The organism is Phytomonospora endophytica (assembly GCF_014202425.1).
Lineage (GTDB): Bacteria > Actinomycetota > Actinomycetes > Mycobacteriales > Micromonosporaceae > Phytomonospora > Phytomonospora endophytica.
In genome coordinates, this window is the sequence record NZ_JACHGT010000017.1 from 67,165 (window position 1) to 87,485 (window position 20,321).

General features: G+C 71.2%; 20 protein-coding genes. 12 read left to right on the plus strand and 8 right to left on the minus strand.

Translation table 11 applies throughout. The annotated features are described in order from the left end of the window. The first annotated feature begins 48 nt into the window (after positions 1-48). Together HNR73_RS31685 and HNR73_RS41265 are read left to right on the plus strand one after the other, a co-directional pair. Entirely contained in the window at positions 49-255 is a 207-nt protein-coding gene (locus tag HNR73_RS31685) for a DUF397 domain-containing protein (protein WP_184791367.1), read from the plus strand. A gap of 242 nt (positions 256-497) precedes the next feature. Beyond that, positions 498-677: a DUF397 domain-containing protein gene (locus HNR73_RS41265; RefSeq protein WP_184791368.1), complete on the plus strand. Its 180-nt coding sequence runs from the start codon at positions 498-500 to the stop codon at positions 675-677. Between the two features lie 78 nt (positions 678-755). On the opposite strand, the gene HNR73_RS31695 is transcribed toward HNR73_RS41265, so the two are convergent. Then, positions 756-2,057: an SH3 domain-containing protein gene (locus HNR73_RS31695; protein WP_184791369.1), complete on the minus strand. Its 1,302-nt coding sequence runs from the start codon at positions 2,055-2,057 to the stop codon at positions 756-758. A gap of 250 nt (positions 2,058-2,307) precedes the next feature. Here HNR73_RS31695 and HNR73_RS31700 point away from each other — a divergent pair, with 250 nt between their 5' ends. From HNR73_RS31700 to HNR73_RS31730, 7 genes are all read left to right on the plus strand, one after another. Further along, the gene (locus tag HNR73_RS31700) at positions 2,308-3,579 is read left to right on the plus strand and encodes an NAD(P)/FAD-dependent oxidoreductase (protein ID WP_184791370.1); all 1,272 of its coding nucleotides are present in this window, start codon (positions 2,308-2,310) and stop codon (positions 3,577-3,579) included. After that, entirely contained in the window at positions 3,576-4,340 is a 765-nt protein-coding gene (locus HNR73_RS31705) for a DUF1365 domain-containing protein (RefSeq protein WP_184791371.1), read from the plus strand. The genes HNR73_RS31700 and HNR73_RS31705 overlap by 4 nt, the downstream gene beginning before the upstream one ends. Continuing rightward, positions 4,306-5,544, plus strand: coding sequence for an SAM-dependent methyltransferase (locus HNR73_RS31710; RefSeq protein WP_184791372.1), 1,239 nt, complete (start codon positions 4,306-4,308; stop codon positions 5,542-5,544). Before HNR73_RS31705 ends, HNR73_RS31710 begins: the two co-directional genes overlap by 35 nt. Next, positions 5,541-6,839, plus strand: a complete 1,299-nt coding sequence (locus HNR73_RS31715) for an SAM-dependent methyltransferase (protein WP_184791373.1) — start codon at positions 5,541-5,543, stop codon at positions 6,837-6,839. Before HNR73_RS31710 ends, HNR73_RS31715 begins: the two co-directional genes overlap by 4 nt. Continuing rightward, a complete protein-coding gene (locus HNR73_RS31720) occupies positions 6,832-7,638 on the plus strand; it encodes a DUF1295 domain-containing protein (protein ID WP_184791374.1) in 807 nt (268 codons plus the stop codon). Before HNR73_RS31715 ends, HNR73_RS31720 begins: the two co-directional genes overlap by 8 nt. A gap of 161 nt (positions 7,639-7,799) precedes the next feature. Then, the gene (gene sigK, locus HNR73_RS31725; protein WP_184791375.1) at positions 7,800-8,351 is read left to right on the plus strand and encodes an ECF RNA polymerase sigma factor SigK; all 552 of its coding nucleotides are present in this window, start codon (positions 7,800-7,802) and stop codon (positions 8,349-8,351) included. Beyond that, positions 8,348-9,070: an anti-sigma factor gene (locus HNR73_RS31730; protein ID WP_184791376.1), complete on the plus strand. Its 723-nt coding sequence runs from the start codon at positions 8,348-8,350 to the stop codon at positions 9,068-9,070. Before sigK ends, HNR73_RS31730 begins: the two co-directional genes overlap by 4 nt. 7 nt (positions 9,071-9,077) lie before the next feature. On the opposite strand, the gene HNR73_RS31735 is transcribed toward HNR73_RS31730, so the two are convergent. The 4 genes from HNR73_RS31735 to HNR73_RS31750 all read right to left on the minus strand — a co-directional run bounded on the left by HNR73_RS31735 (position 9,078) and on the right by HNR73_RS31750 (position 13,134). Then, entirely contained in the window at positions 9,078-9,938 is an 861-nt protein-coding gene (locus tag HNR73_RS31735) for a MerR family transcriptional regulator (RefSeq protein ID WP_184791377.1), read from the minus strand. 34 nt (positions 9,939-9,972) lie between these two features. Next, entirely contained in the window at positions 9,973-11,499 is a 1,527-nt protein-coding gene (locus HNR73_RS31740) for a molybdopterin-dependent oxidoreductase (RefSeq protein ID WP_184791378.1), read from the minus strand. A gap of 76 nt (positions 11,500-11,575) precedes the next feature. Next, positions 11,576-12,202: a fasciclin domain-containing protein gene (locus HNR73_RS31745; RefSeq protein WP_184791379.1), complete on the minus strand. Its 627-nt coding sequence runs from the start codon at positions 12,200-12,202 to the stop codon at positions 11,576-11,578. Positions 12,203-12,414: 212 nt separating this feature from the next. Beyond that, entirely contained in the window at positions 12,415-13,134 is a 720-nt protein-coding gene (locus HNR73_RS31750) for an anti-sigma factor (protein WP_184791476.1), read from the minus strand. A gap of 230 nt (positions 13,135-13,364) precedes the next feature. Here HNR73_RS31750 and HNR73_RS31755 point away from each other — a divergent pair, with 230 nt between their 5' ends. Both HNR73_RS31755 and HNR73_RS31760 read left to right on the plus strand, forming a co-directional pair. Then, positions 13,365-14,465, plus strand: a complete 1,101-nt coding sequence (locus HNR73_RS31755; protein WP_239122278.1) for an alpha/beta hydrolase — start codon at positions 13,365-13,367, stop codon at positions 14,463-14,465. A 49-nt stretch (positions 14,466-14,514) separates the two neighbouring features. Beyond that, on the plus strand, positions 14,515-15,279 hold the full coding sequence (locus HNR73_RS31760) for a TspO-related membrane protein (RefSeq protein ID WP_184791381.1): 765 nt from the start codon (positions 14,515-14,517) through the stop codon (positions 15,277-15,279). 4 nt (positions 15,280-15,283) lie between these two features. Here the strand turns inward: HNR73_RS31760 and HNR73_RS31765 are convergent, their stop codons facing one another. From HNR73_RS31765 to HNR73_RS31775, 3 genes are all read right to left on the minus strand, one after another. Then, complete coding sequence (locus tag HNR73_RS31765; protein WP_184791382.1) at positions 15,284-16,612, minus strand: TIGR01777 family oxidoreductase; 1,329 nt, start codon at positions 16,610-16,612, stop codon at positions 15,284-15,286. Between the two features lie 173 nt (positions 16,613-16,785). Next, positions 16,786-17,301, minus strand: a complete 516-nt coding sequence (locus tag HNR73_RS31770) for a hypothetical protein (protein ID WP_184791383.1) — start codon at positions 17,299-17,301, stop codon at positions 16,786-16,788. Positions 17,302-17,378: 77 nt separating this feature from the next. After that, the gene (locus HNR73_RS31775; protein WP_184791384.1) at positions 17,379-18,560 is read right to left on the minus strand and encodes an MFS transporter; all 1,182 of its coding nucleotides are present in this window, start codon (positions 18,558-18,560) and stop codon (positions 17,379-17,381) included. 195 nt (positions 18,561-18,755) lie between these two features. On the opposite strand from HNR73_RS31775, the gene HNR73_RS31780 reads away from it, so the two are divergent. Beyond that, a complete protein-coding gene (locus HNR73_RS31780; protein WP_184791385.1) occupies positions 18,756-20,234 on the plus strand; it encodes an FG-GAP and VCBS repeat-containing protein in 1,479 nt (492 codons plus the stop codon). The last annotated feature ends 87 nt before the right edge of the window (positions 20,235-20,321 follow it).

A 20,321-nucleotide genomic window follows, 5' to 3' on the forward strand; every position in this document is an offset into this window, starting at 1 on the left:
GTTCCGACCCATGCATGATGCTGCGGCATCCAATGAGGAGTACCTAGCGTGAACACCCGACACATCACCTGGTGGCGAAAGTCGAAGCGCAGCGGAGCCAGCGGCGGCGACTGTGTCGAAACCGCCAGCGCCCGCGACGTCGAGACCATCTTCGTCCGAGACAGCAAGCACACGGCCGGTCCGGCACTGACGGTGCCGCGCGACACGTTCACCGGCTTCTTACAGAACCTCAAGGGTGACCGTTTCAACCGCTGAGGCCCGTGCAGGTCAGTCCCCCAATGTCTCCTCCTGGATGTCGGTCTGCTGACTGTGGACGTTCCACCGATGTCTCCAAGATGGGAAGGGACCGGGCGTTGACACCAGGGATGGTGTGCTGGCACCAGCACACCGCCCGCCCACACGAGACCGCGACCTGATCGGTGGGTTACCCGCGTGGGTGAAGTCCGCGGCGACCGGACCTGCCGCCAAGCCGTTTGAGCAGTTGAGGAGTACTGAAGGTGGCCACTTCCCCCTGGCGCAAGTCCAAGCGGAGCCAGACCGGCGGTCAGTGCGTTCAGATCCGCACCGATGCGACCTTGAGCCACGTTGAGGTCGCAGACACGAAGCACGGCCTCGGGTCGTCTCTGAAGGTCACCCCTGGCACATGGGTCGGCTTCATCCAAGGACTCAAGCAGTAGCCCCGTCGACTTCTGCCCCCGGCTCACCACCCTTTCGCTGGGGGCATTGCCGCTGGGCGCATTGCCACCGACAGCACATCAAGGCTGCGCGTTGAACTCCACATAGGAGTCCGAGACCCAGCCGCCTTCGACGCGGTTCCAACGGTTGTTGCCCCGAACCTCCGTGCCCTCGGTCTGCTCCAGCACGGTGATCGGGGTGTCGCGTTGCGGGAAGCCGCCGACGATGGGGTGGTCGGTGCCCGGGCCTGAGCGCAGGCGGAGGTGGGTGCCGGTCGTGTGCGCGGGTCCCGTCCTCGGCGTCGGGCCGGGCGTCGGACCGGGTGGCGTGGGCGGGATCGGGACGGGCGGCGTGATCGGAATCGTCGTACCGAAGGACTTCACCGCTCCCGGCCCGTCGAACAGCACCCAGAACGGCACCACGCCGGCGTAGGGAGCACCGAGACCGGTGCCCGTGGCTTCCAGCCGTGACAACGGAATCGTCAGCGGCTGGATGAACAGTCCCCCGGTGTTGCCGGGGCAGAACTTGACGTTGTCCTCGACCTTGAAGGTCAGCTTCGGTTCGATGGTCACATCGGTGGTGGCACCCAGAGGGTTGGCGTGGTTGGTGACCACCACCTCGCCCCACGCATTCCGTGTGTCGGCGGCGGGGTCGATGCCCCCGGCGAGGAGGCCGGGGATCGACAGCGGGTTCTCGAAGCGCATCTTGTCGGCACTGAAGTTCAGCGTCGACCACACCGTCCCCGGCGGCACCAGATCCGACAGGGGAATCGTCACCGGCGTGTTCGCCGGGAACGCGCGCGGCGAGGCGCGCAGCGCGGCCGCGGCCAGGTCGACCAGGACCGCCTCGGTACTCCTCGTCTTGGGATGCCGCCCGAAGCCGCCGACGATCTGACCGCCGGGCACGTCGAACTGACGCAGCGGCCGCGGTACCGGCAACGCGCGCGACAGATAGTCGCTCCACACACTTTCGGCCTCGGAACCGAAGTGCGACCCGACCCGGGGCAGGAACTCGCTCACGACGGCGGCATGGACCATGTCGGCCTGGATCCTGGAGGTATAGGCCGCACAGGCGGTGCCGACCACCGGCAGGCTCGGCGCCCCGCCTCGGCCGCCGCCCGGTGCCTGACGCTGCACGGCTGTCTCGTCGGCCGCGTCGGCGTGACACGGGCACCGCTCGGCCGGAATATCGCCGCAGCGCTGCACGACCGGCTCCGAGCGCCGACCGGCCAGCAACCCGGCCACGGCGGCGTTGCCCGCCGTCCGCTGCAGCTCCAGTACCGCACCCGCTCCGACCGGACGCCGCGGTCGCGACGGCACACCCGGGCGCACCGCGGCGACAAGCTCACCTCGCGGTTCCCGGACGGCATGTTGGGCTCGCATCACGGCTCCCAACGGATACATCAGACTCAACCACCATAAGTCGCCGCCGGACGCTCAGGACTACCCGAAAGTGCAGCTCAACAGGCACCTCGCCGCCGGAGCGACCCGAGAGCGCAGAGCCTGGCGGGCCGGGTGTGACAGGTGTGGACGCGAGTGACGTACGACCTGACGCGAATTCCCCTCGACCCGACCCATCCGGCCCCTCCCGGGCTCCGAATCCCTGTCACGTCACCGGGAAGGGAGCCCCCTCGTGTCCGCGAAGCAAAGAAGGCGCCGGATCGCCGTCATCGGCTCCGGCGTCGCCGGCCTGACCTCGGCTTATCGGCTTCGCGATGACGCCGATGTCACCCTCTACGAACGCGACGGGCGGCTCGGCGGGCACGCCCACACCCACGACGTCCTCACCGAGGACGGTGGCACGACGCCGGTCGACTCCGGTTTCATCGTGCACAACGAGGCGACCTACCCGCACCTGATCGCGCTGTTCACCGAACTGGGCGTCGCCACTCGCCCCACCGAGATGAGCATGTCGGTCTCCTGCCGCGGCTGCGGACTGGAGTACTGCGGCGCCCGGGGCGCCGCAGGCCTGTTCGGGCGGCGCGCCAACCTCCTCGACCCGCGCTACCCGGCGATGCTGGCCCAGATACCGATCTTCCACCGGCGCGCACGCGCACTGCTGGAATCGGGCGAGGAAGGCCCCAGCCTCGGCGAGTTCGTCCGCACCGGACACCACACCGCCTACTTCACCCGCCACTTCGTCGTCCCGCTCGTCTCCGCGGTGTGGTCGTGCGGGCCGGGCGCGGCGACCGACTACCCGGCGGCGTACCTGTTCCGCTTCCTCGCCAACCACGGGATGCTCTCCATCGGCGGGTCACCGCGATGGCGGACCGTCGTCGGCGGTTCGCGCACCTACGTCGAGCGCATCGCCAAACAGGTCCCGGCCGTGCGCACGCTGACCCCCGTGCGGGCGGTGCGCCGTCTCCCGGGCGGTGGTGTCGAGGTCCACGACGAGTCCGACGGTGTCGAACGCTTCGACGGCGTCGTCATCGCCACGCACGCCGACCAGGCCCTCACCATGCTCAGCGACGCCACCGACACCGAACGCGCCGTCCTGGGCGCCTTCACGTACTCCCGCAACGAGACGCTGCTGCACACCGACGGCGCCCTGCTCCCGGGACCGCGCGTCCGCGGCTCCTGGAACTACCTCCTCCCCGCCTGCGACGCCCGCGCCGGAGCCGCGCAGGTCAGCTACGACCTCGACCGGCTCCAAGGCCTCGACGCCGGGACACCGATGGTGGTGACCCTCGGCGGTGCCGGGCGGGTCCGCCCCGAACACGTCCTGGCGTCGATGACCTACGAGCACCCGATCTACACCCGCGCGTCGGTGGCCGCGCAGAAACGGCTCCCCGAACTCGCCACCGGCACCACCGCCTTCGCCGGCGCGTACCACGGCTGGGGCTTCCACGAAGACGGCTGCCGTTCCGGGGTGGAGGCCGCCCGGTCGCTGTTGGAGCGGACATGAGCGGCTGGGCCGCCGGGGCGGCGCTCTATCGCTGCGAGGTGCGCCACGTCCGCACCCACCTCGAACGCCACTCCCTGCGGCACCGCACCTACATGTGGCTCGTCGACATCGACGACATGCCCACGGTGCCCTGGCCGCTGTCGCTGCTCGCCGGTTTCGCGCGCAGCGACCAGCTCGCCGCCGAACCCCAGGGCCTGCGCGCGGGCCTCGACGCCTACCTCGCCGACGAAGGCGTCGACCTCGACGGTGGCCGTGTCCTGTTGCTCACCCACGCCCGCGTGGCCGGGTACGTCTTCAATCCACTGTCGGTCTACTGGTGCCACGACCCGCAGGGGCGGCTCGTGTGCGTCGCGGCGGAGGTCCACAACACCTACGGCGGCAGGCACCGCTACCTCCTACGGCCCGACGCCGACGGACGCCTGCGCGCCGACAAGGCCTTCTACGTCTCACCGTTCCTGCCCGTCGACGGCGAGTACACACTGCGGCTGCCCGAACCCGGCCGGCTCCTCGACATCACCGTCCGCCTCGACCTCGACGGCACCCACGCCCTCACCGCCACCGTCAAAGGCACCCGCCTGCGCGCGGGGACGGCGACCCTGCTGCGCGAGTCCCTGCGCAAGCCACTGAGCACCCTCGCGGTGTCCCTCGCCATCCGCTGGCACGGCGTCCGGCTCCTGCTCAAAGGCCTCCCCCGTCATCCCCGTCCGATCCCGCGAAAGGCGACCCGTGACTCTCACCACCGCACCGGCAGCCGTTCCTGACCGCTGGCCCGATCCCCGGCACGCACCGCGTGCCCCGGTCCGGGCCGCGATCGCCTCGGCCCTGCTGCGCCGCACCGCCCAGCGCTTCGGTTTCGGTGTCGTCCTCCCCGGCGGGCACCGCTTCGGGGCGCCCGGGCCGGCACCGGTGATCCGGCTGCGCCGTCCGCGGGCCTTCCTCGCCCGGGTCGGCACCGGCGGGCTGATCGGCTTCGGCGAGTCCTACCAGGCCGGGGACTGGGACAGCGACGACCTCCCCGCGCTACTCCAGGCGCTGGCCGCCCACGCCGCCGAGATCGTCCCCGCCGGGCTCCAGTGGCTGCGGCGCTTCTACGTCGCGGCCATGCCCGCCACCCAGGACAACACACGCGGCAACGCCGCCCGCAACATCAGCGCCCACTACGACCTGTCCAACGCACTCTTCGGCGCGTTCCTCGACGAGACGCTCACCTACTCTGCGGCCCTGTTCGACACCGGCACCGAAGACCTCGCCGAGGCCCAGCGCCGAAAAATCGACCGGCTGCTCGACGCCACCGAGGTCCACGCGGGCGCACGGGTCCTCGAAATCGGCACCGGGTGGGGTGAACTGGCCGTCCGCGCCGCCCGGCGCGGCGCCCGGGTCCACACCATCACCCTCTCCCGGGAGCAGCTCCTCGGTGCCCGCGAACGGGCCGAGCGCGCCGGGGTCGCCGACCGGATCACCGCCGAGCTGCGTGACTACCGCGACCTCGACACCGGCCGCTGCCATGACGCGGTGCTGAGCGTCGAGATGATCGAGGCCGTCGGTGAACGCCACTGGCCGCACTATTTCCAGACCATCGACCGGCTGCTGGCGCCCTGCGGCATCGCCGGGATCCAGGCCATCACCATGGCCGACGAGCGACTGGCCGCGACCAGGAACACCTACACCTGGATGCACAAGTACATCTTCCCCGGCGGGCTCATCCCCTCCATGCCCGCCATCGCCCGGGTCCTCGACGCGCACACCTCCCTGCGCGTCGACTCCGACCTCGCCTTCGGCGGCGACTACGCCCGCACCCTGGCCATCTGGCGGAAACGCTTCAACGAGGCCGCACCCGCGCTGGCCGACCGAGGCTTCGACGAGGTCTTCGCGCGCACCTGGAACTTCTACCTGGCCTACTCCCAGGCGGGATTCGCCAGCCGATACCTCGACGTCCACCAGTTCACCCTCCGGAGGAAACCGTGAGTCACGCACAGAAACTCGCCGAGGCCTTCGAGAAGGTCGCCGGTTTCGGGCTCCCGATCGGACTGAAGGCCTGGGACGGCAGCACCGCCGGTCCCGGCACCGGTCCCGGCACCGGTCCCGTCGCGGTCTTGAACAGCCCTCGCGCGCTGCGCTGGATGCTCTGGTATCCGGCCGAACTGGCCCTCGCCCACGCCTACGTCTCCGGGGACCTCGACGTGATCGGCGACCTCGGCGAAGGCCTGCGCACCATGTGGACCGCCGCCGCGCAACGCACCTCGCCCCGCCGTGGACGAGCGCGGGCGCTGGCCTCGGCGGCGCGCCTGGCGTGGAGCCTGGGGGTCGTCGGCGCCAAACCGAAGGCGCCGGAGGCGACCGCCGACCTCGACGGCGAGGTCAACAGCCGCGACCGGGACCGCGCGGCGATCGGGCACCACTACGACCTGTCCAACCGCTTCTACGGGCTGCTCCTCGATCCAACGATGGCCTACTCCTGCGCGTATTGGACACGGGACGAACCCGGCTACGGGCTGGAGCAGGCGCAGCGGGACAAGCTGGATCTGGTGTGCCGCAAGCTCGGGCTGCGGCCGGGCATGCGGCTCCTCGACGTCGGCTGCGGCTGGGGGTCGCTGAGTCTCTACGCCGGGCTGATCTACGGCGTGGAGGTCACCGCGCTGACCTTGTCGCGGCAGCAGCACGCGCATGTCCGCGACCGGGTCGCCGACCTCGGGCTCGGTGACCGGGTGGAGGTCCACCACCTCGACTGGCGGGACCTGCCTGACGGCGACTTCGACGCGGTGGCGGCCATCGAGATGGGTGAGCACGTCGGGGAGGGCAACTATCCGCGCTTCGCCGAGCGGCTGGGTTCGCTGCTGGTTCCCGGTGGGCGGCTACTGATCCAGCAGATGTCGCGGGCGGCGGGGACAGCGCCGGGCGGTGGGCCGTTCATCGAGACCTACATCGCCCCGGACATGCATATGCGCCCGGTCGGGCGGACCGTCGACATCCTGGAGTCGCGCGGCCTGGAGGTCCGTGACGTCGAGGCGATGCGGGAGCACTACGTGCGCACTGTCGACGTGTGGATCGAGACCCTGGAGGAGCGCTGGGGCGACTTCGTGGCGCTGGCCGGTGTGGAAACCGCCCGGGTGTGGCGGCTGTACCTGATCGGGGGCCGCCTGGCCTTCGAGCAGGGCAGGATGGGGGTCGACCAGATCCTCGCGGTGCGCCCGGGCCCGCTGGGCGCCTCGGGCGTGCCGGCGACGCGGGCGTGGGCGCTCGGGGAGGTGCCGGGTGTTTAGCGGATCGGCTTTCGCCGCGAACCTGCTGTGGGCGGGTGTGGCCGCCCTGGCCGTGCTGCTGATCGCCTTCGCGGTGGGATCGGCGATCGGGAAGCACCGGGTCGTCGACGTGGCGTGGGGTGCGGCCTTCGCGGCGATCGCGGTGGTGACCTTCGTGATGTCCGACGGGCACGGTGATGCCACCAGGCGCGCCCTGGTCGCGGCCCTGACCGTGGTCTGGGGTGTGCGCCTGTCGGTGCACATCGCCTGGCGCAGCCGGGGCGCGCCCGAAGACGCCCGCTACGAGCGGTTGCTGAGCAAGGCGCGCGGGAACCGCGACCTCTACGCGCTGCGCATGGTCTACCTGCTGCAGGCGGTCCTGGCGTGGTTCATCTCGCTGCCGGTCCAGGTCGCGTCCTATGACACGACACCGGCCTCGTGGTGGCTGCTCGCCGGTGTCGCCGTGTGGCTGCTGGGCATGTTCTTCGAAGCTGTCGGCGACGCACAGCTCGAACGCTTCCGCCGCGACCCGGCGAGCAGAGGCAAGGTCCTCGACACCGGTTTGTGGCGCTACACGCGCCACCCGAACTATTTCGGCGACGCCTGCGTCTGGTGGGGGCTGTACCTGATCGCGGCCTCGACGGGATGGCAGGGCGCGGCGACCGTGGTGGCACCGCTGGTGATGACCTACTTCCTGGCCGCCAAGACGGGCAAGCCGCTGATGGAGCAGCACCTGTCGCACCGGGCGGGATACGCCGAGTACGTGCGGCGCACCAGCGGCTTCGTCCCCTGGCCGCCGCGTGGACGGGCGGGGCCGTAGAGACGAAGTTTCCACATGTTGCATTGATTCGTGAGTCGAAATCCGGGCGAGGGAGCCCGTGCGTAAAGTGAGGGGCCACCGGCACAGCCGGCCAGTCGCCCGTCGCAGATCCGTGGAGCGCGCCCGTGACCGCCCGATCCCGACCCGAGGATTCTCCCAGCGTGACGCGCGCTCGTTCCCTCGACGCGCTGCTGTCGGAGGTGGCCAGCGGCGACCAGTCGGCCTTCGAGGAGCTCTACAACCTCACCGCTCCGCGCGTCTTCGGGCTGACCCTGCGGGTCTTGCGCAACCGCGCGATGGCCGAGGAGGCCGCCCAGGAGGCCCTCCTCGACGTGTGGCGCCAGGCTGCCCGCTTCGACGCCTCCCGCGGCTCGGCGATCTCCTGGGTCCTGACCTTCGCCCACCGCCGCGCCGTCGACTACGTCCGATCGGCGCAGAGCTCGGCCGACCGGGAGAAGACCGCCGGTTTCGCCGCCCCCGACGTGCCCTTCGACGAAGCCGCCGACACCGCGATGCGACGCGCCGAAGGCGAGCAGGTCCGCGACTGCCTGCGGGGCCTGACCGAGCTCCAGCGCGAATCGATCACACTGGCCTACTACGCCGGGCTGAGCTACCCGCAGGTCGCACAGAAACTCGCCGTCGGCCTGCCTACTATCAAAGCCCGGATGCGCGACGGGCTCATCCGGCTACGAGACTGCCTGGGGGTGCGATGATCCACGACGAACCCCACACCCTCCTGGGCGCCTACGTCCTCGACGCCCTCGATGAGAACGAGCGCGCCACCTTCGAAGCGCACCTCGCCCAGTGCTCCTCCTGTGCCGCCGAGGTCACCGAACTCGCACCGACCGCGGCCCGCCTGGCCGACGACGCGATCGCCGCGCCACCGGCGACGCTGAAGGCCTCGGTGCTGTCGGCCGTCCGCTCCACGCCACAACTCGCCGCCGCTCCACCAACCCCCACGGCCACGGCTCCACGCTCCCGCAACTGGCTGGCCCTGGCCGCGGCCTTCGTCGCGGTGGTCGCGCTCGGACTGTCGGCCTTCATCTACCTCACCTCCCAGTCCCGGGTCGACGACCTCAACGACCAGATCGCCGCCCGCGACGCCGACGCCGATCGCACCGCCGCCGTCCTGGCCGCCGACGACGCCGTCCTCATCACCGCCGAGGCCGCCGACGGCGGCGCCATCAGCGTGGTCACCTCGGCGAGCCTGGACGCCGCCGTGGTCACCCGCATCGGCATGCCCGCCCTCGGGCAGGCACAGGCCTACCAGCTGTGGCGCGACGTCGACGGGGTCATGGTCAGCGCCGGCCTCATGCCGCACGTGTCCGGCCTGGTCGACGCCATCGGCGCCGCCACCGCGATCGGTCTGTCGGTCGAACCGGCCGGAGGCTCCGAGCACCCGACGCACGCCGTCGGCGTCATCGCGATCTGACAGGGGTTCACGCCCCCAGGCGCGTAGCGAGCTCGACGGCCTCGCGCAACGACGCCAGGAAAGTCCAGCCCGGATCGGGCCGATCCCCCCACCCGGGCCCGGCGATCGCGACGACCGGCACCCGAGACGACAACGCCGTCAACGGTTCGGCATCGGCGGTGTCCGCATCATGCGACCACATCACGACCAGATCCGGGCCGGTGCGCTCGGTGGCGTCGAGCAGCGCGTCGGTCGGCACCCGCGAACCCAGCAGCCAGCAGCCCACGTCGCGTTCGGCGAGAGCGGCGGCGAGCGCTTCGAGCGGGAGGCTGTGGGTCTCCCCGGCGGCGCAGGCGAGCATGACCGACAGGCGCGCACCGGGACGCGGCCGGGGAACACTGCCGAGGACTTCGCTGACGCAACGCGACAGCAGGTGCTCGACCTCGACGAAGCGGCCGGTGGTGGCGTGGCGGTCGCCGATGCCGCCCAGCACCGGGCGCAGCAGGTGGTCCCAGGTGTCGATGACGCCGTAGGCGCTGACATGGTCGTCGATGAGCACCCGCATGGCCAGCACGTCGAGGCGGTTGGCGGCCTTGGCCAGGCCCCGCACGCTACGCCGGATGGTCTCCGGCGCCTCGGTGCCGGGGCGCTCGTCGTGCGGGGCGCCGACGGTGACGGCGATGCGCGCGGCGGTCGCGGCGTGGAAGCCGCGCGCGGTGAGGTCGCGCATGACCTCCAAGCGGGCGAGGTCGTTGTGGCCATAGCGGCGGTGGCTTCCGCTGGTGTGCTCGCCAGGGCCGAGGCCATATCGCGTGTGCCAGGTCCGCAGCGTGCTCACGGCGATCCCGAGCCGTTGGGCGACCTCTTTGGGGCTCAGACCGTCTTTCACGTCGAAACCCTAGCCCGGCCGGGCACGGCGAGATCTACTCGACGCGCACGGCGATCGAGTGCCACCCCGTCGCCCCGTCCGGGAACGGCGTCACCCGCTGCTCGACCTGGGGTTCTCCCCCGCCGTCGGTGGCGCGGACGGTGATATCGTGCCGTCCGGGGGTGGCGTCCCAGTCGAGGTACCACTGGCGCCAGGTGTCGGTGGAGGGCACCGAGGCGAGGGTCGCCCGTTGCCAGGCGCCGTTGTCGACGCGGACCTCGACGGCCGTCACGCCCCGGTGGGGTGCCCAGGCGACGCCCGCGACACGGGTGGTTCCCGCGGGGACCTTGCCCAGGGCCTTGGGGGTGTCGATGCGCGAGGACGTCTTGATCGGCGCCTCCTTGGCCCAGTCGCGGCGGACCCAGTACGGGTCGAAGTCGTCGAAACGCGACAGCTCGATACCGGTGATCCACTTGCAGGCCGAGACGTACCCGTAGAGGCCGGGGACCAGCATCCGCACCGGGAAACCGTGCGTCAGCGGCAGCGGCTCGCCGTTCATGCCGACGGCGAGCATCGCGTCGCGGCCGTCGGTGACCACACGGGTCGGGGTGCCGATCGTCATCCCGTCGACGGAGGTGCTGACGATCTGGTCGGCGTCGGCGTCGACACCGGCCTCGGCCAGCAGCTCCGCGAGGGGGACACCGAGCCAGCGCGCGGTCCCCAGGTAGGGCCCGCCGACCTCGTTGGACACGCACACCAGGGTGATGTCGCGTTCGATGAGGGGCCGGGCGAGGAGTTCGGCGAAGGTGTACTCACGTTCCCGGGCGACCCGGCCGCCGACCCGCAGACGCCAGGTGGCGGCGTCGATCTGCGGAACCGACAAGGCGGTGTCGACACGGTAGAAGTCGCTGTTGGGGGTGTGGAAGGACGCGATCGGGTCGCTGCCCTCCGGCAGCGGCGCCGCCGGCGAGGCCGGTGCGGGCAGGCGAACCTGTGCCCGCGACTGTTCCCCCACGGCACCGGCCGAGGAGATGAACCGCGCACCCGCCGCCGCCGCGCCGCCGGTGACGATGACCGCGCCGGCGCCGATGAGGAAACGCCGCCGGTTCGACAGCGAAGCGATCGAGGGACGCTCCGGCTCATGGTGAAGCAGGCGCCGCAGAAGCAGCAGGACGCCCGCGGCGGCGAGGCCGCCGACGACCGGCGGCAGCGCGTCGATCGCGGTCGCCGTCGGCCTGCCCAGCGCCATGACCGCCCCGGCGATCGCGAAGACCGCCATCCCGGCCAGGCCGATGACCGGTCGCGCGGCGGCGAGCAGACCGATCACGAGCGCCAGCACGACCATCGCCGCGGCGATGGTGGTCAACAGGATCGGCTTGTCGGCCGTCCCGAACTCCCGGACCGCGAACTCCTTGAGCGGAGTCGGCGTCGCGTCGATGATGGTCGACCCGATGGACAAAAACGGGCTCGGCCGGCTCAGCACGGCGGCGAGGAGTTCGGCCAGCGCCAGGCCGGAGAAGACCGCGAGGAGACCGGTGAGCGCGTCCGGCCAGCGGCGGAAGAGTTTGCGGATGCGGTTCATGGTTCGGCTCCTTGCCGCACGGACGTCGCGGGCGGCCGCCGGGGCTCATCGCCCGGGTGGCCGCCCGCGCTCCCGGTTACTTCTTGGCCGGGGGCATCAAGACGGTGTCGATCAGGTACACGGTGCCGTTGGAGGTCTGGATGTTGCCGCAGACGACCATGGAGTCGCCGTTGACGGTCCACGACTCACCAGAACCGGTGACCTCAAGGGACTCACCCTGCAGGGTCTCGTGCTCACCCGCGAGGGCGTCGGGCGCCAGGCGCTCGCCGAGGACGTGGTAGGTCAGCACACCGGTGAGGGCCTCCTTGTCGGCCAGCAGCGCGTTGAGGTCCTTCTCGGGGACCTTCTCGAAGGCGCTGTTGATCGGCGCGAAGACGGTGATGGCCGGGGCGCTGTTGAGGGAGTCGCCGAGTCCGGCCTCACCCACGGCGGTGACCAGGGTGCTCAGCAGCGGGTTTCCCGACGCGGCGGTCGCGGTCGGGACCTGCGCCATGGCGTCGAGGCTGCCGGCGTTGGAGGGGTCGGCCGGGATCTGGTCACAGGCGGCGCCGAAGACACCGTCGGCCATGGCCGGCTCCGACGAGGTCACCGGCGGCGGTGCCGGCGTGTCGTTGGTGGGTTCCTTGTCGTCGCTGGTGCACGCGGTCGCGCCGAACGTCAGGGCGGCGGCGATGCCGACAACGGCGATGAAGCTCTTACGCATGATGGATCCCTGTCTGATTTCGGGCGCAGTCGACCCACATTCGGCCCACCGGCCTCTCGGTTCGGTTTCTCGTCGCGATCGGTGGAGAGTCGTGCGAGCCTGGTGCCTCCGACTTGTCGGGACGGACTCGGCTCGGTCTGTCGGCTCCTCCGCGACCGTGGACTGTTTCGCTTGCGGAGGGGATTCGCCGCCGGACGCTCCCCGGATTGGTGTCATTTCAAGGAAATCGCGCCGATCATGAGAGTCGGCTGGTCAGAGCCGCCTTCGGGTTCGACCGACAGCGCGACGAGATCGGCCCGGCCCATGCCGTGGACGACCATCGGGGCCGTCGCGGTCATGACGCCCGCGTCGCGCACCGAACCGCCCTCCCCGACCCAGGCCTGATACACCCGGCCCGCGGTGAGCGCGGGCAGACCGACACCGAAAACGACGGAGGCGTCCTGCCCCGCGGAGTAGACGACGACGAATCCGCCGCCACCGGCCGCCCGGGCGTCGGCGCTCACCGCGTCGGGTGCGCCGAGGATCGCCGCCACCTCCCCGGCCGTCGCCGACTGCGCGGTGGCCTGCTCGCGAAGCTCGTCGACACGACGCTCCTGCACGACGAAAGTGACCGCCGCGAGCGCCACGGCGACCACCGCGGCGGCCAGGGCGAACAACGCCCGGCGACGCCACGAGCCCCCCGGCACCCGCACGCCGTCAACGACCGGGGGCTCCCGGCGCGTGATGGACACCGAGCGCAACACCGCCTCCCGGAACCCTCGCGGCGGCTCCGCGACGGCCTCGTCGGCCAGCCGCGTCGCGGTCTCGGCGAGTTCGGCGACCTCCACCGCGCAGGCCGCGCAGGTCACGAGGTGGCGTTCGAAACCGGCCCGTTCGTCCTCACCGAGGGCACCGAGGACGTAGGGGCCGATGAGCGTGTGATCGGTCCTCATGGCCGGCCCCGCCCTGTCGGGTGCCCTCGCCGGGAAGGCACGGTCGCGTCAAAGGTCTCTGCCGACACTCGCCGCCTCCCTCGCACCCGAAGTTCTCGCAAGGGATTCGCCGTGCCCTCTCGTGCGGATTGGTCCTTGATCCACCCTCCCCCGCGCGGCCCATCCGCACCGGCCTCCGCACCGAACCACCCTTCGTTCACCGCTGGTCCTGGAGGTGCGGCTTGTCGACGGTGTACCTGATCTCGGAGTTCTACCTACTCGCCGCCTGCGCGGCCCTGCTCATCGCGCCCAGGCGGCCGTGGCCGCTGGCGGTCGGGGCGTTCTGGCTCGCCTTCCCCATCGCCGAACTGCCCTTCCTGGCGCTGGCCTGGTCGACGGCCACGACCCTGGCCGTGCTGTTCACCGCACCCGCCGGCGGTGCCCTGGCCACCACCGCGCTGGCCGCGTCGGGACTGGTCACCGCCCTTCTCACCGTGATGATCGCCCAGGCCGCACACACCCCGGCCGCTGTCACGCGCGCCTTGACCTATGCGGGCATGCCCAGCCGGGTCCGGATTCGCGCGCCGTGGCGACAGGCGATCCTGGCCCCCATTCCACGCCGCGGCAGGACCGTCGCCCGCCGCCGTGGGCTCCCATACGGCCCCGACCCGGCCCATCTCCTCGACACCTACCTGCCCGCGCACGGTCGCGCCCACGGGCCCGTCCTGGTCTACCTGCACGGCGGCAGCTACTCCGGCGGGCGCCGCAGCAGGGAGGCGCTGCCGCTGCTCCACCTGCTCGCCCGCCGCGGCTGGACGTGCGTCTCGGCCGACTACCGGCTACGCCCGGCGGCCGGCCTGGCCGCCCACCTCGCCGACACCGCCCGGATCCTCGCCTGGGTGCACGCCCACCACCCCGAAAAACCGGTGTTCCTCGCCGGAAGCTCCGCCGGGGCACACCTGGCCGCACTCACCGCCCTGCAGCGAAAGCCCCCGGTCGCCGGGGTCGTCTGCCTCTACGGCTTCTACGGCCGCTACTTCGGCGACATCGCCGACGACTGGACCGCACCGACCTCACCCCTGGAAGCCGATCTCGCCGACGCGCCGCCCTTCTTCCTCGCGCACGGCGACCGCGACACCGTCGTGCCCGCCACCGAGGCCCGGCGCTTCGCCTCGGCCCACACCCGCGCGTCGCGCCACGGGGCCGTCCACGTCGCACTCCCCGGCGCCCAGCACGGCTTCGACGTGTTCCGTTCCCTGCGCTTCGGCGCGCTCATCGAGGGTGTCGCCGAGTTCCTGTCCCAGGTCGCGGCACGCGACCCGCACCATCACTTCGACGACCGAAAGGTTTGACCGTCAAAACAACCGGGTAGCCGCAGGGACAAGCCCACAGGAGGCATCGATGGACAACACCGCCCGCAACGGCGACCTCGTCAGAAGCGCCGCCGTCATGGCGGCGGCGGTACTGCAGTTCACCTTCGGCGCCCTCGGCGGCACCGGGGCACTGGGCACCTCCGTCGGCGACGTCGCCAACTCCCACCCGCACCCGCTGCTGCCTCCCGGCGGCGCGTTCATGATCTGGAACCTCATCTACCTCGGCGCACTCGCCCTCGCCGTGTGGCAGCTCCTGCCACGCCAGCGCACCCGCGCGATCCACCGGCGCTCGGGCTACTGGCTCGCCGCGGCCGGTGCCCTCAACGCCTTGTGGATCGTGGTGTTCGGCAACGAACTGGTGCCACTGTCCGAAGTGGTCATCGTGCTGCTGCTGGCGACCCTGGTGATGGCCTGGCGTGCGCTGCTCACCACCGGACCGGCCGAATCCCGGATCGACCGGACCCTGCTCTACGGCGTCATCTCGCTGTACACCGGCTGGGTCGCCGTCGCCACCGTCATCGGCGCCCTGACCACGGCCGCCTCCCTCGACTCCGCGCCGGGCGACGTCGCACTGTGGACGGCGTGGGCCGTCACGGCGGCCCTGATCGCCGCGGGTCTCCGCTTCGGCCAAGGCGTCCTGGGCTTCGCCGCCGCGACGGTCTGGGCACTGGCCTGGGCCGGCACCGTCGCCGACGGAGCGCTCAAAGTCGCCGTCCTGGTACTGGCCGCCGCCGTGGTGCTCGCCGTAGCGGCGGGAGCCCTGCGGCGACAAACGCGATGGCTCCTCGGCTGAGCGATCAGCGCCCCAGAACGTGCCGCAGCGCGGTCTCCAGGTCCGGATGCCGGAACGAGTGCCCGACGGCGGCGAGCTTCGCCGGCTCCACCCGCTGCGACGCCAAGGCGACCTCACGGGCACCCTCCTGCCCCAGCAGCAACCTCGGTCCCACCTCAGGAACCGGGAACAGCGCCGGACGGCTCAGCACCCCGGCCAGAATCCGGGTGTACTCGCGGTTACGGACCGGCGTGGGGGCCACGGCGTTGACCGGCCCGCTCAAACGCTCATCGACCAGCGCACGCAAGTACACATCGGCGGTGTCGTCGATCCCGATCCACGACAACCACTGCCGCCCGTCCCCGATCCGGCCACCCAGGCCCGCACTGAACAAAGGCCGCTGCACCCGCAAAGCCCCACCACGCGGACTCTGCACCACACCGGTGCGCACACACACCACCCGCACCCCGTCCTCGGCAGCGGACCCGGCAGCCGCCTCCCAGTCGGTGACCACATCGGAGAGGAAACCCGTCCCCCGCGCACTGTCCTCGTCGAGGAGCTCATCACCCCGGTCGGCACCATAGAACCCGATCGCGCTCGCCGAGACGAAGACCCGCACCCCGGCGTCGGCCGCGGCCTTGGCGAGCAGACGCGTCGGTCCGACGCGCGATCCCCACACGGCCCGCTTGTGGCCGGGACTGAAGCGCCCGGCGATCGAGGCCCCGGCCAGGTGAACAACGGCGTCGATCCCGTCGAGCAGGCCCGGCGCGGGCGCCTTGGGATCCCAGCTGCGCTCACCGGCGCGGTCGGCGGGACCGCGGACCAGGCGGACGACACGATGGCCGCCGGTGGTGAGCAGGGCCGTCAGGGCGGTGCCGACGAGCCCGCCGGAGCCGGTCACCGCGACGGTCATCGGCTCACCGCACAGCTCGGCCGCCCACTCCTGCGCGGCGAGGTCCTCGGCGAGCTGGCGGTGCCGGTAGGTGAACATCGGCCGCAGGATCCGCTCGGGCACGGGCGTGTCGACGGTGTCGGTGACCCGGGTCCGGTCCTCATCCACCAGCGCGAACTCGTGCCGGTGCCGCCAGTGCAGGACCGACCGCAGCGGGAAGGAGTCGAGCTCGTCGACGAAGGCCGCCGACTCCCGGTAGTCCTGCGGCCGGTGCTCGGCGACCCAGCGCAACCCGGCCGGCAACGCGAACTCGGCGTGGCCGTCGCGCAGCGACGCCGCCTCCCGCACGATGGTCAGCGGCTGCCAGGGCGGCGTCAGCCGCACCGCCGCGCCCGGCCTGGCGTGCCAGTCGAAGACCTGCCGGAGCGGCGCGTCGACGACGCTGCTGTACCGGATCCCCACGATTGCTCTCCTCCGACGAAGCCCCCTACGGACGGCCCCGAATCGACGCATGAATCAACTCAGGGCCATCGTAGAGGCGAGAGGGCGTGAACCTGGGCAGATCCCACACGGTCGCTGAAGTCGACGCCGGGCGGTGCAGTTCAGCGAGGAGGCGCGCGCTGTCGCGAGGCGGGCTACGAAGGCGCGAGACGACGACGTGCCTGGGGACGCACAGCCGGGTAGGTCAGCAGCGCGGTCACGACGAAGGCGATGCCGAACGTGAAGATCGTCAGCGCGTTGGCCTGGAGGTTGAGGTCCTCGTCGAAAAACCACATGGCCTGACGGTTGACCTCGTACCAGTCGACACCGGCGATGGGCCAGCCGTTGTCCATCACCAGTCCCCAGGTGAGCACGGTCGCGAGGTTGGCGAGGTTCAAGACCCACGCCGACATCACCGACCAGCGCGGGCACGGCCCGAGGTTCACCGTCGCGAGTGCGGCATTGGCCAGTGGAATGAGCAGGAAGAAGGCGACGAAGGCGGCGATGCCGACGCCTGCGACGCCGAGTTCACGGTCGAGCGTCTCACCGCCCAGGCGCAGGGAGTCGGCGAAGTGGGCGTTGGTCACGGCCGTCCAGTACACGACCAGAAGCGTCATCAGCAGCTGGCCACCCGCCGCCATCCGCACCAGCCCTCGACGCAGATCCACCATTGCGCTCTCCCTCGACCTCGGTTGCCCTGGCAGACGCCGCAACGCTCCACCGGGTTCACCGTCGGGCCGAGAAATCTTCAGCGTCGGCGGGGAACGGCGATCACCGCGCCCGCCAGGAGCACCGCCGAGATCACCCAGAAGCCGTAGCGGATCGCCAGCCCGTCGCACAACAGCGCCACCAGCAAGCCCACCACGATGCTCGCCAGCAGACCCAGCGCGTTGACGACACCGAAGATCCGCCCGGCCCGGTCGGCCGGCGCCGCCTCCATGAGCATCGTCCGCATCGAGATCCTCGCCAGACCGTAGGTGAGGCCGCCGGGCAAGAACAGCAGCATCCCGGCCGGCCCGATCGACGGTTGCAGCGCGCACACCACCGCCAAGACCACCAGCGCCCACCGGGTCAGGCGCGCATCCCCCAGCCGAGCCACGCACCGTCCCGAAAGGACACCCGCCAGCAGCATCCCGGTACCGGCCAAGGCGTCCACGAAACCCAGGACGGCCGCTCCGCGCCGGAACTGCTCGATCACGAGCATCACGATCAGCGTGTTGCTCACCACGATGGTGGCGCTGCCGATCACATACAGTGCGCCCGCCCGCAACACACCCCGGCCCACCGCCCGCGCAGGCTCGGCCGTCGCCGACTCGCCTGCCGGCCGCGCCTTCCCTTCACCCGCGGCGAACCAGCACACCGCCGAGGCCAGGAAGGTCACCGCGTTGAACGCGAACACCGGCAGCGGCCCCAGCCACCCCACCAGCACTCCCCCGGCCGCCACCGACAGCAGCGAACCCGCCGACGACACCATCTCGTAGCGCGCACTGAACCGACCGAGCCGCGTAGCGCCCACCCGCTCCTTCACGAAGGCGTTGCCCGCCGGGATGAACAGCGCGCCCGTCGCCGCCAGCGCCAGGTTCACCAGATACGCCGCCCGCCCCGGCTCGCCCCCGGCCAACAGCCACAACGGCAGCGCCGCGGCGAAGGCGGCACTGAGCAGATCACAGGCGATCAGCAGCCGGCGCCGGTCGAAACGGTCGGCCAGCCTCCCGGCGGGCACCGACAGCAGCACCTGCGGAATCGCCGCGGCGACGAACAGCCACGTCACCGCCATCGCGGTGTGCTCGGTGCGCACCACGAGCAGCGCCGAGGCCGACAGCTGGATGTTGTTGCCCAGGAAGGTGATGAACGTGGCGGGAAGGATGAGCCGCTCGGCTCGCGAAGCACGGGCCACGGCGGGAGCCGCGACGGCGGCGGTCAGGGACATGACGCGAGGCTATGAGCCATACCTGACAGAACATGTCAGGTACCGGCAGCGCTTCTCCACCGCACGGATCCCCAAGCCCGCCCCGGGGCCGTTTTCCCGATGGACAGGCGCCACCCGCCACAGGTTCAATGATCGTTCCCACCGCGCGTCCTGCCCAGGACCCGCGGTTTCCGTTCTCACTTGAGGTGCCCTTTGGTGACATCCCCCCGCGGTGGCCGCATCCTGCTCGCCACCGCCCTGTCGGCATGCGCGGTCGCCCCCGCGCTCGCCCTCACCGGCGCTCCCGCCTTCGCGGCCGGATGCGTCGGAGGCGTCGACAACGACTTCGACGGCGACGGCAAGCGCGACCTCGCGATCGCCGACACGTTCAACTACGACGACTCCGGTCAGGTCGTCATCCGCTACAGCGCCACTCCCTGGAACTGGAACGGCATCACCCAGAACACCGACGGCGTGCCCGGCGGCTCCGAACCCGACGACCTCTTCGGCACCGACATGGCCTCCGCCGACTTCAACGGCGACGGCTGCTCCGACCTCGTCGTCAGCGCCCCCGGCGAAGACCTCGGCGGGAAGGTCGACGCCGGGCAGATCTGGATCATCCCCGGCGCACCCGGCGGACTGAACCTCGCCGCCACCAAGGCCTACTCGCAAGACTCGCCCGGCCTGCCCGGCGGCGTCGAGAGCTCCGACTACTTCGGCTACTCCGTCGAAGCGGGCAACCGCGCCGACGGCTCGCCGTATCTGCTGGTCGGCTCCCCCGGCGAGGAGTTCAAAAGCTCCTGGGGCGAGGGAACCGTCTACTACCAGCGCTCCGGGAAGTGGACCACCTTCAACCAGGACAGCCCCGGCGTCGCCGGCTCGGCCGAAGGCTCCGACCGCTTCGGCGAGTACGTCGCCGCCACCGACGACCACATCATCGTCGGCGCGCCCACCGAGAAGATCGGCAAGGACGCCGACGCGGGCAGCATCAGCATCTTCGCGCACGCCACCGGCTCCGGGCTGCCCAAGCCCATCGCCGGACTCGACCAGGACAGCACCAAACTCGCCGGGAGCGCCGAGAGCGGCGACCAGTTCGGGGCCGCCCTGTCGGCGATCCCCTACCTCCCCGACGGTGCCGCGGTGCCCGGAACGCTCGTCGCGGTGGGCGTCCCCGGTGAAGACCTGGGCTCGGCGAGCCAGGCCGGTATGGCGCACACGCTGTACATCTCGCCGGAAGGCAAGGTCAGCCAGCTGGCGCACTACAACCAGGACCTGTCCGGCGTGACCGGTTCAGCGGAGAAGAACGACTGGTTCGGCACCGAGGTGCGCCTGGCCAAAGCCGCGCCCGGACAGCCCTATGCGACACCGGACACCGCGATGCTCGCCCTGACCGTCTGGGGCGAGGACAACCCCGACGGCTCCTTCGGGGCGATCCAGGCCTTCGTGATCGGCCAGACCGCCGGCACCGGCGATCGCTGGATCGTCGGCGGCGCCTACGGGCTCCCCGACCGGGCGTTCATCTCGCGCCCGCCGTGCGTCGGCGTCTCCGACGACCACCTCTACGCCGGCTACTCCAGTGGCCCGATCCTCTACGGCATCCCGTGGGGCAACGTCCGCGACGGCGGGACCGGCGAGGTCACCAACACCATGCCCGGATGGGGCGGCGACAGCTACGGCTGCAGCTCCTTCCTCTAGGCCGATGACGGCGGTGGCCCTTTCCCGTAAGGGGAGAGGGCCACCGCCGTCACATGTCCATGCGACACTGACCGCCCTCACAACGAT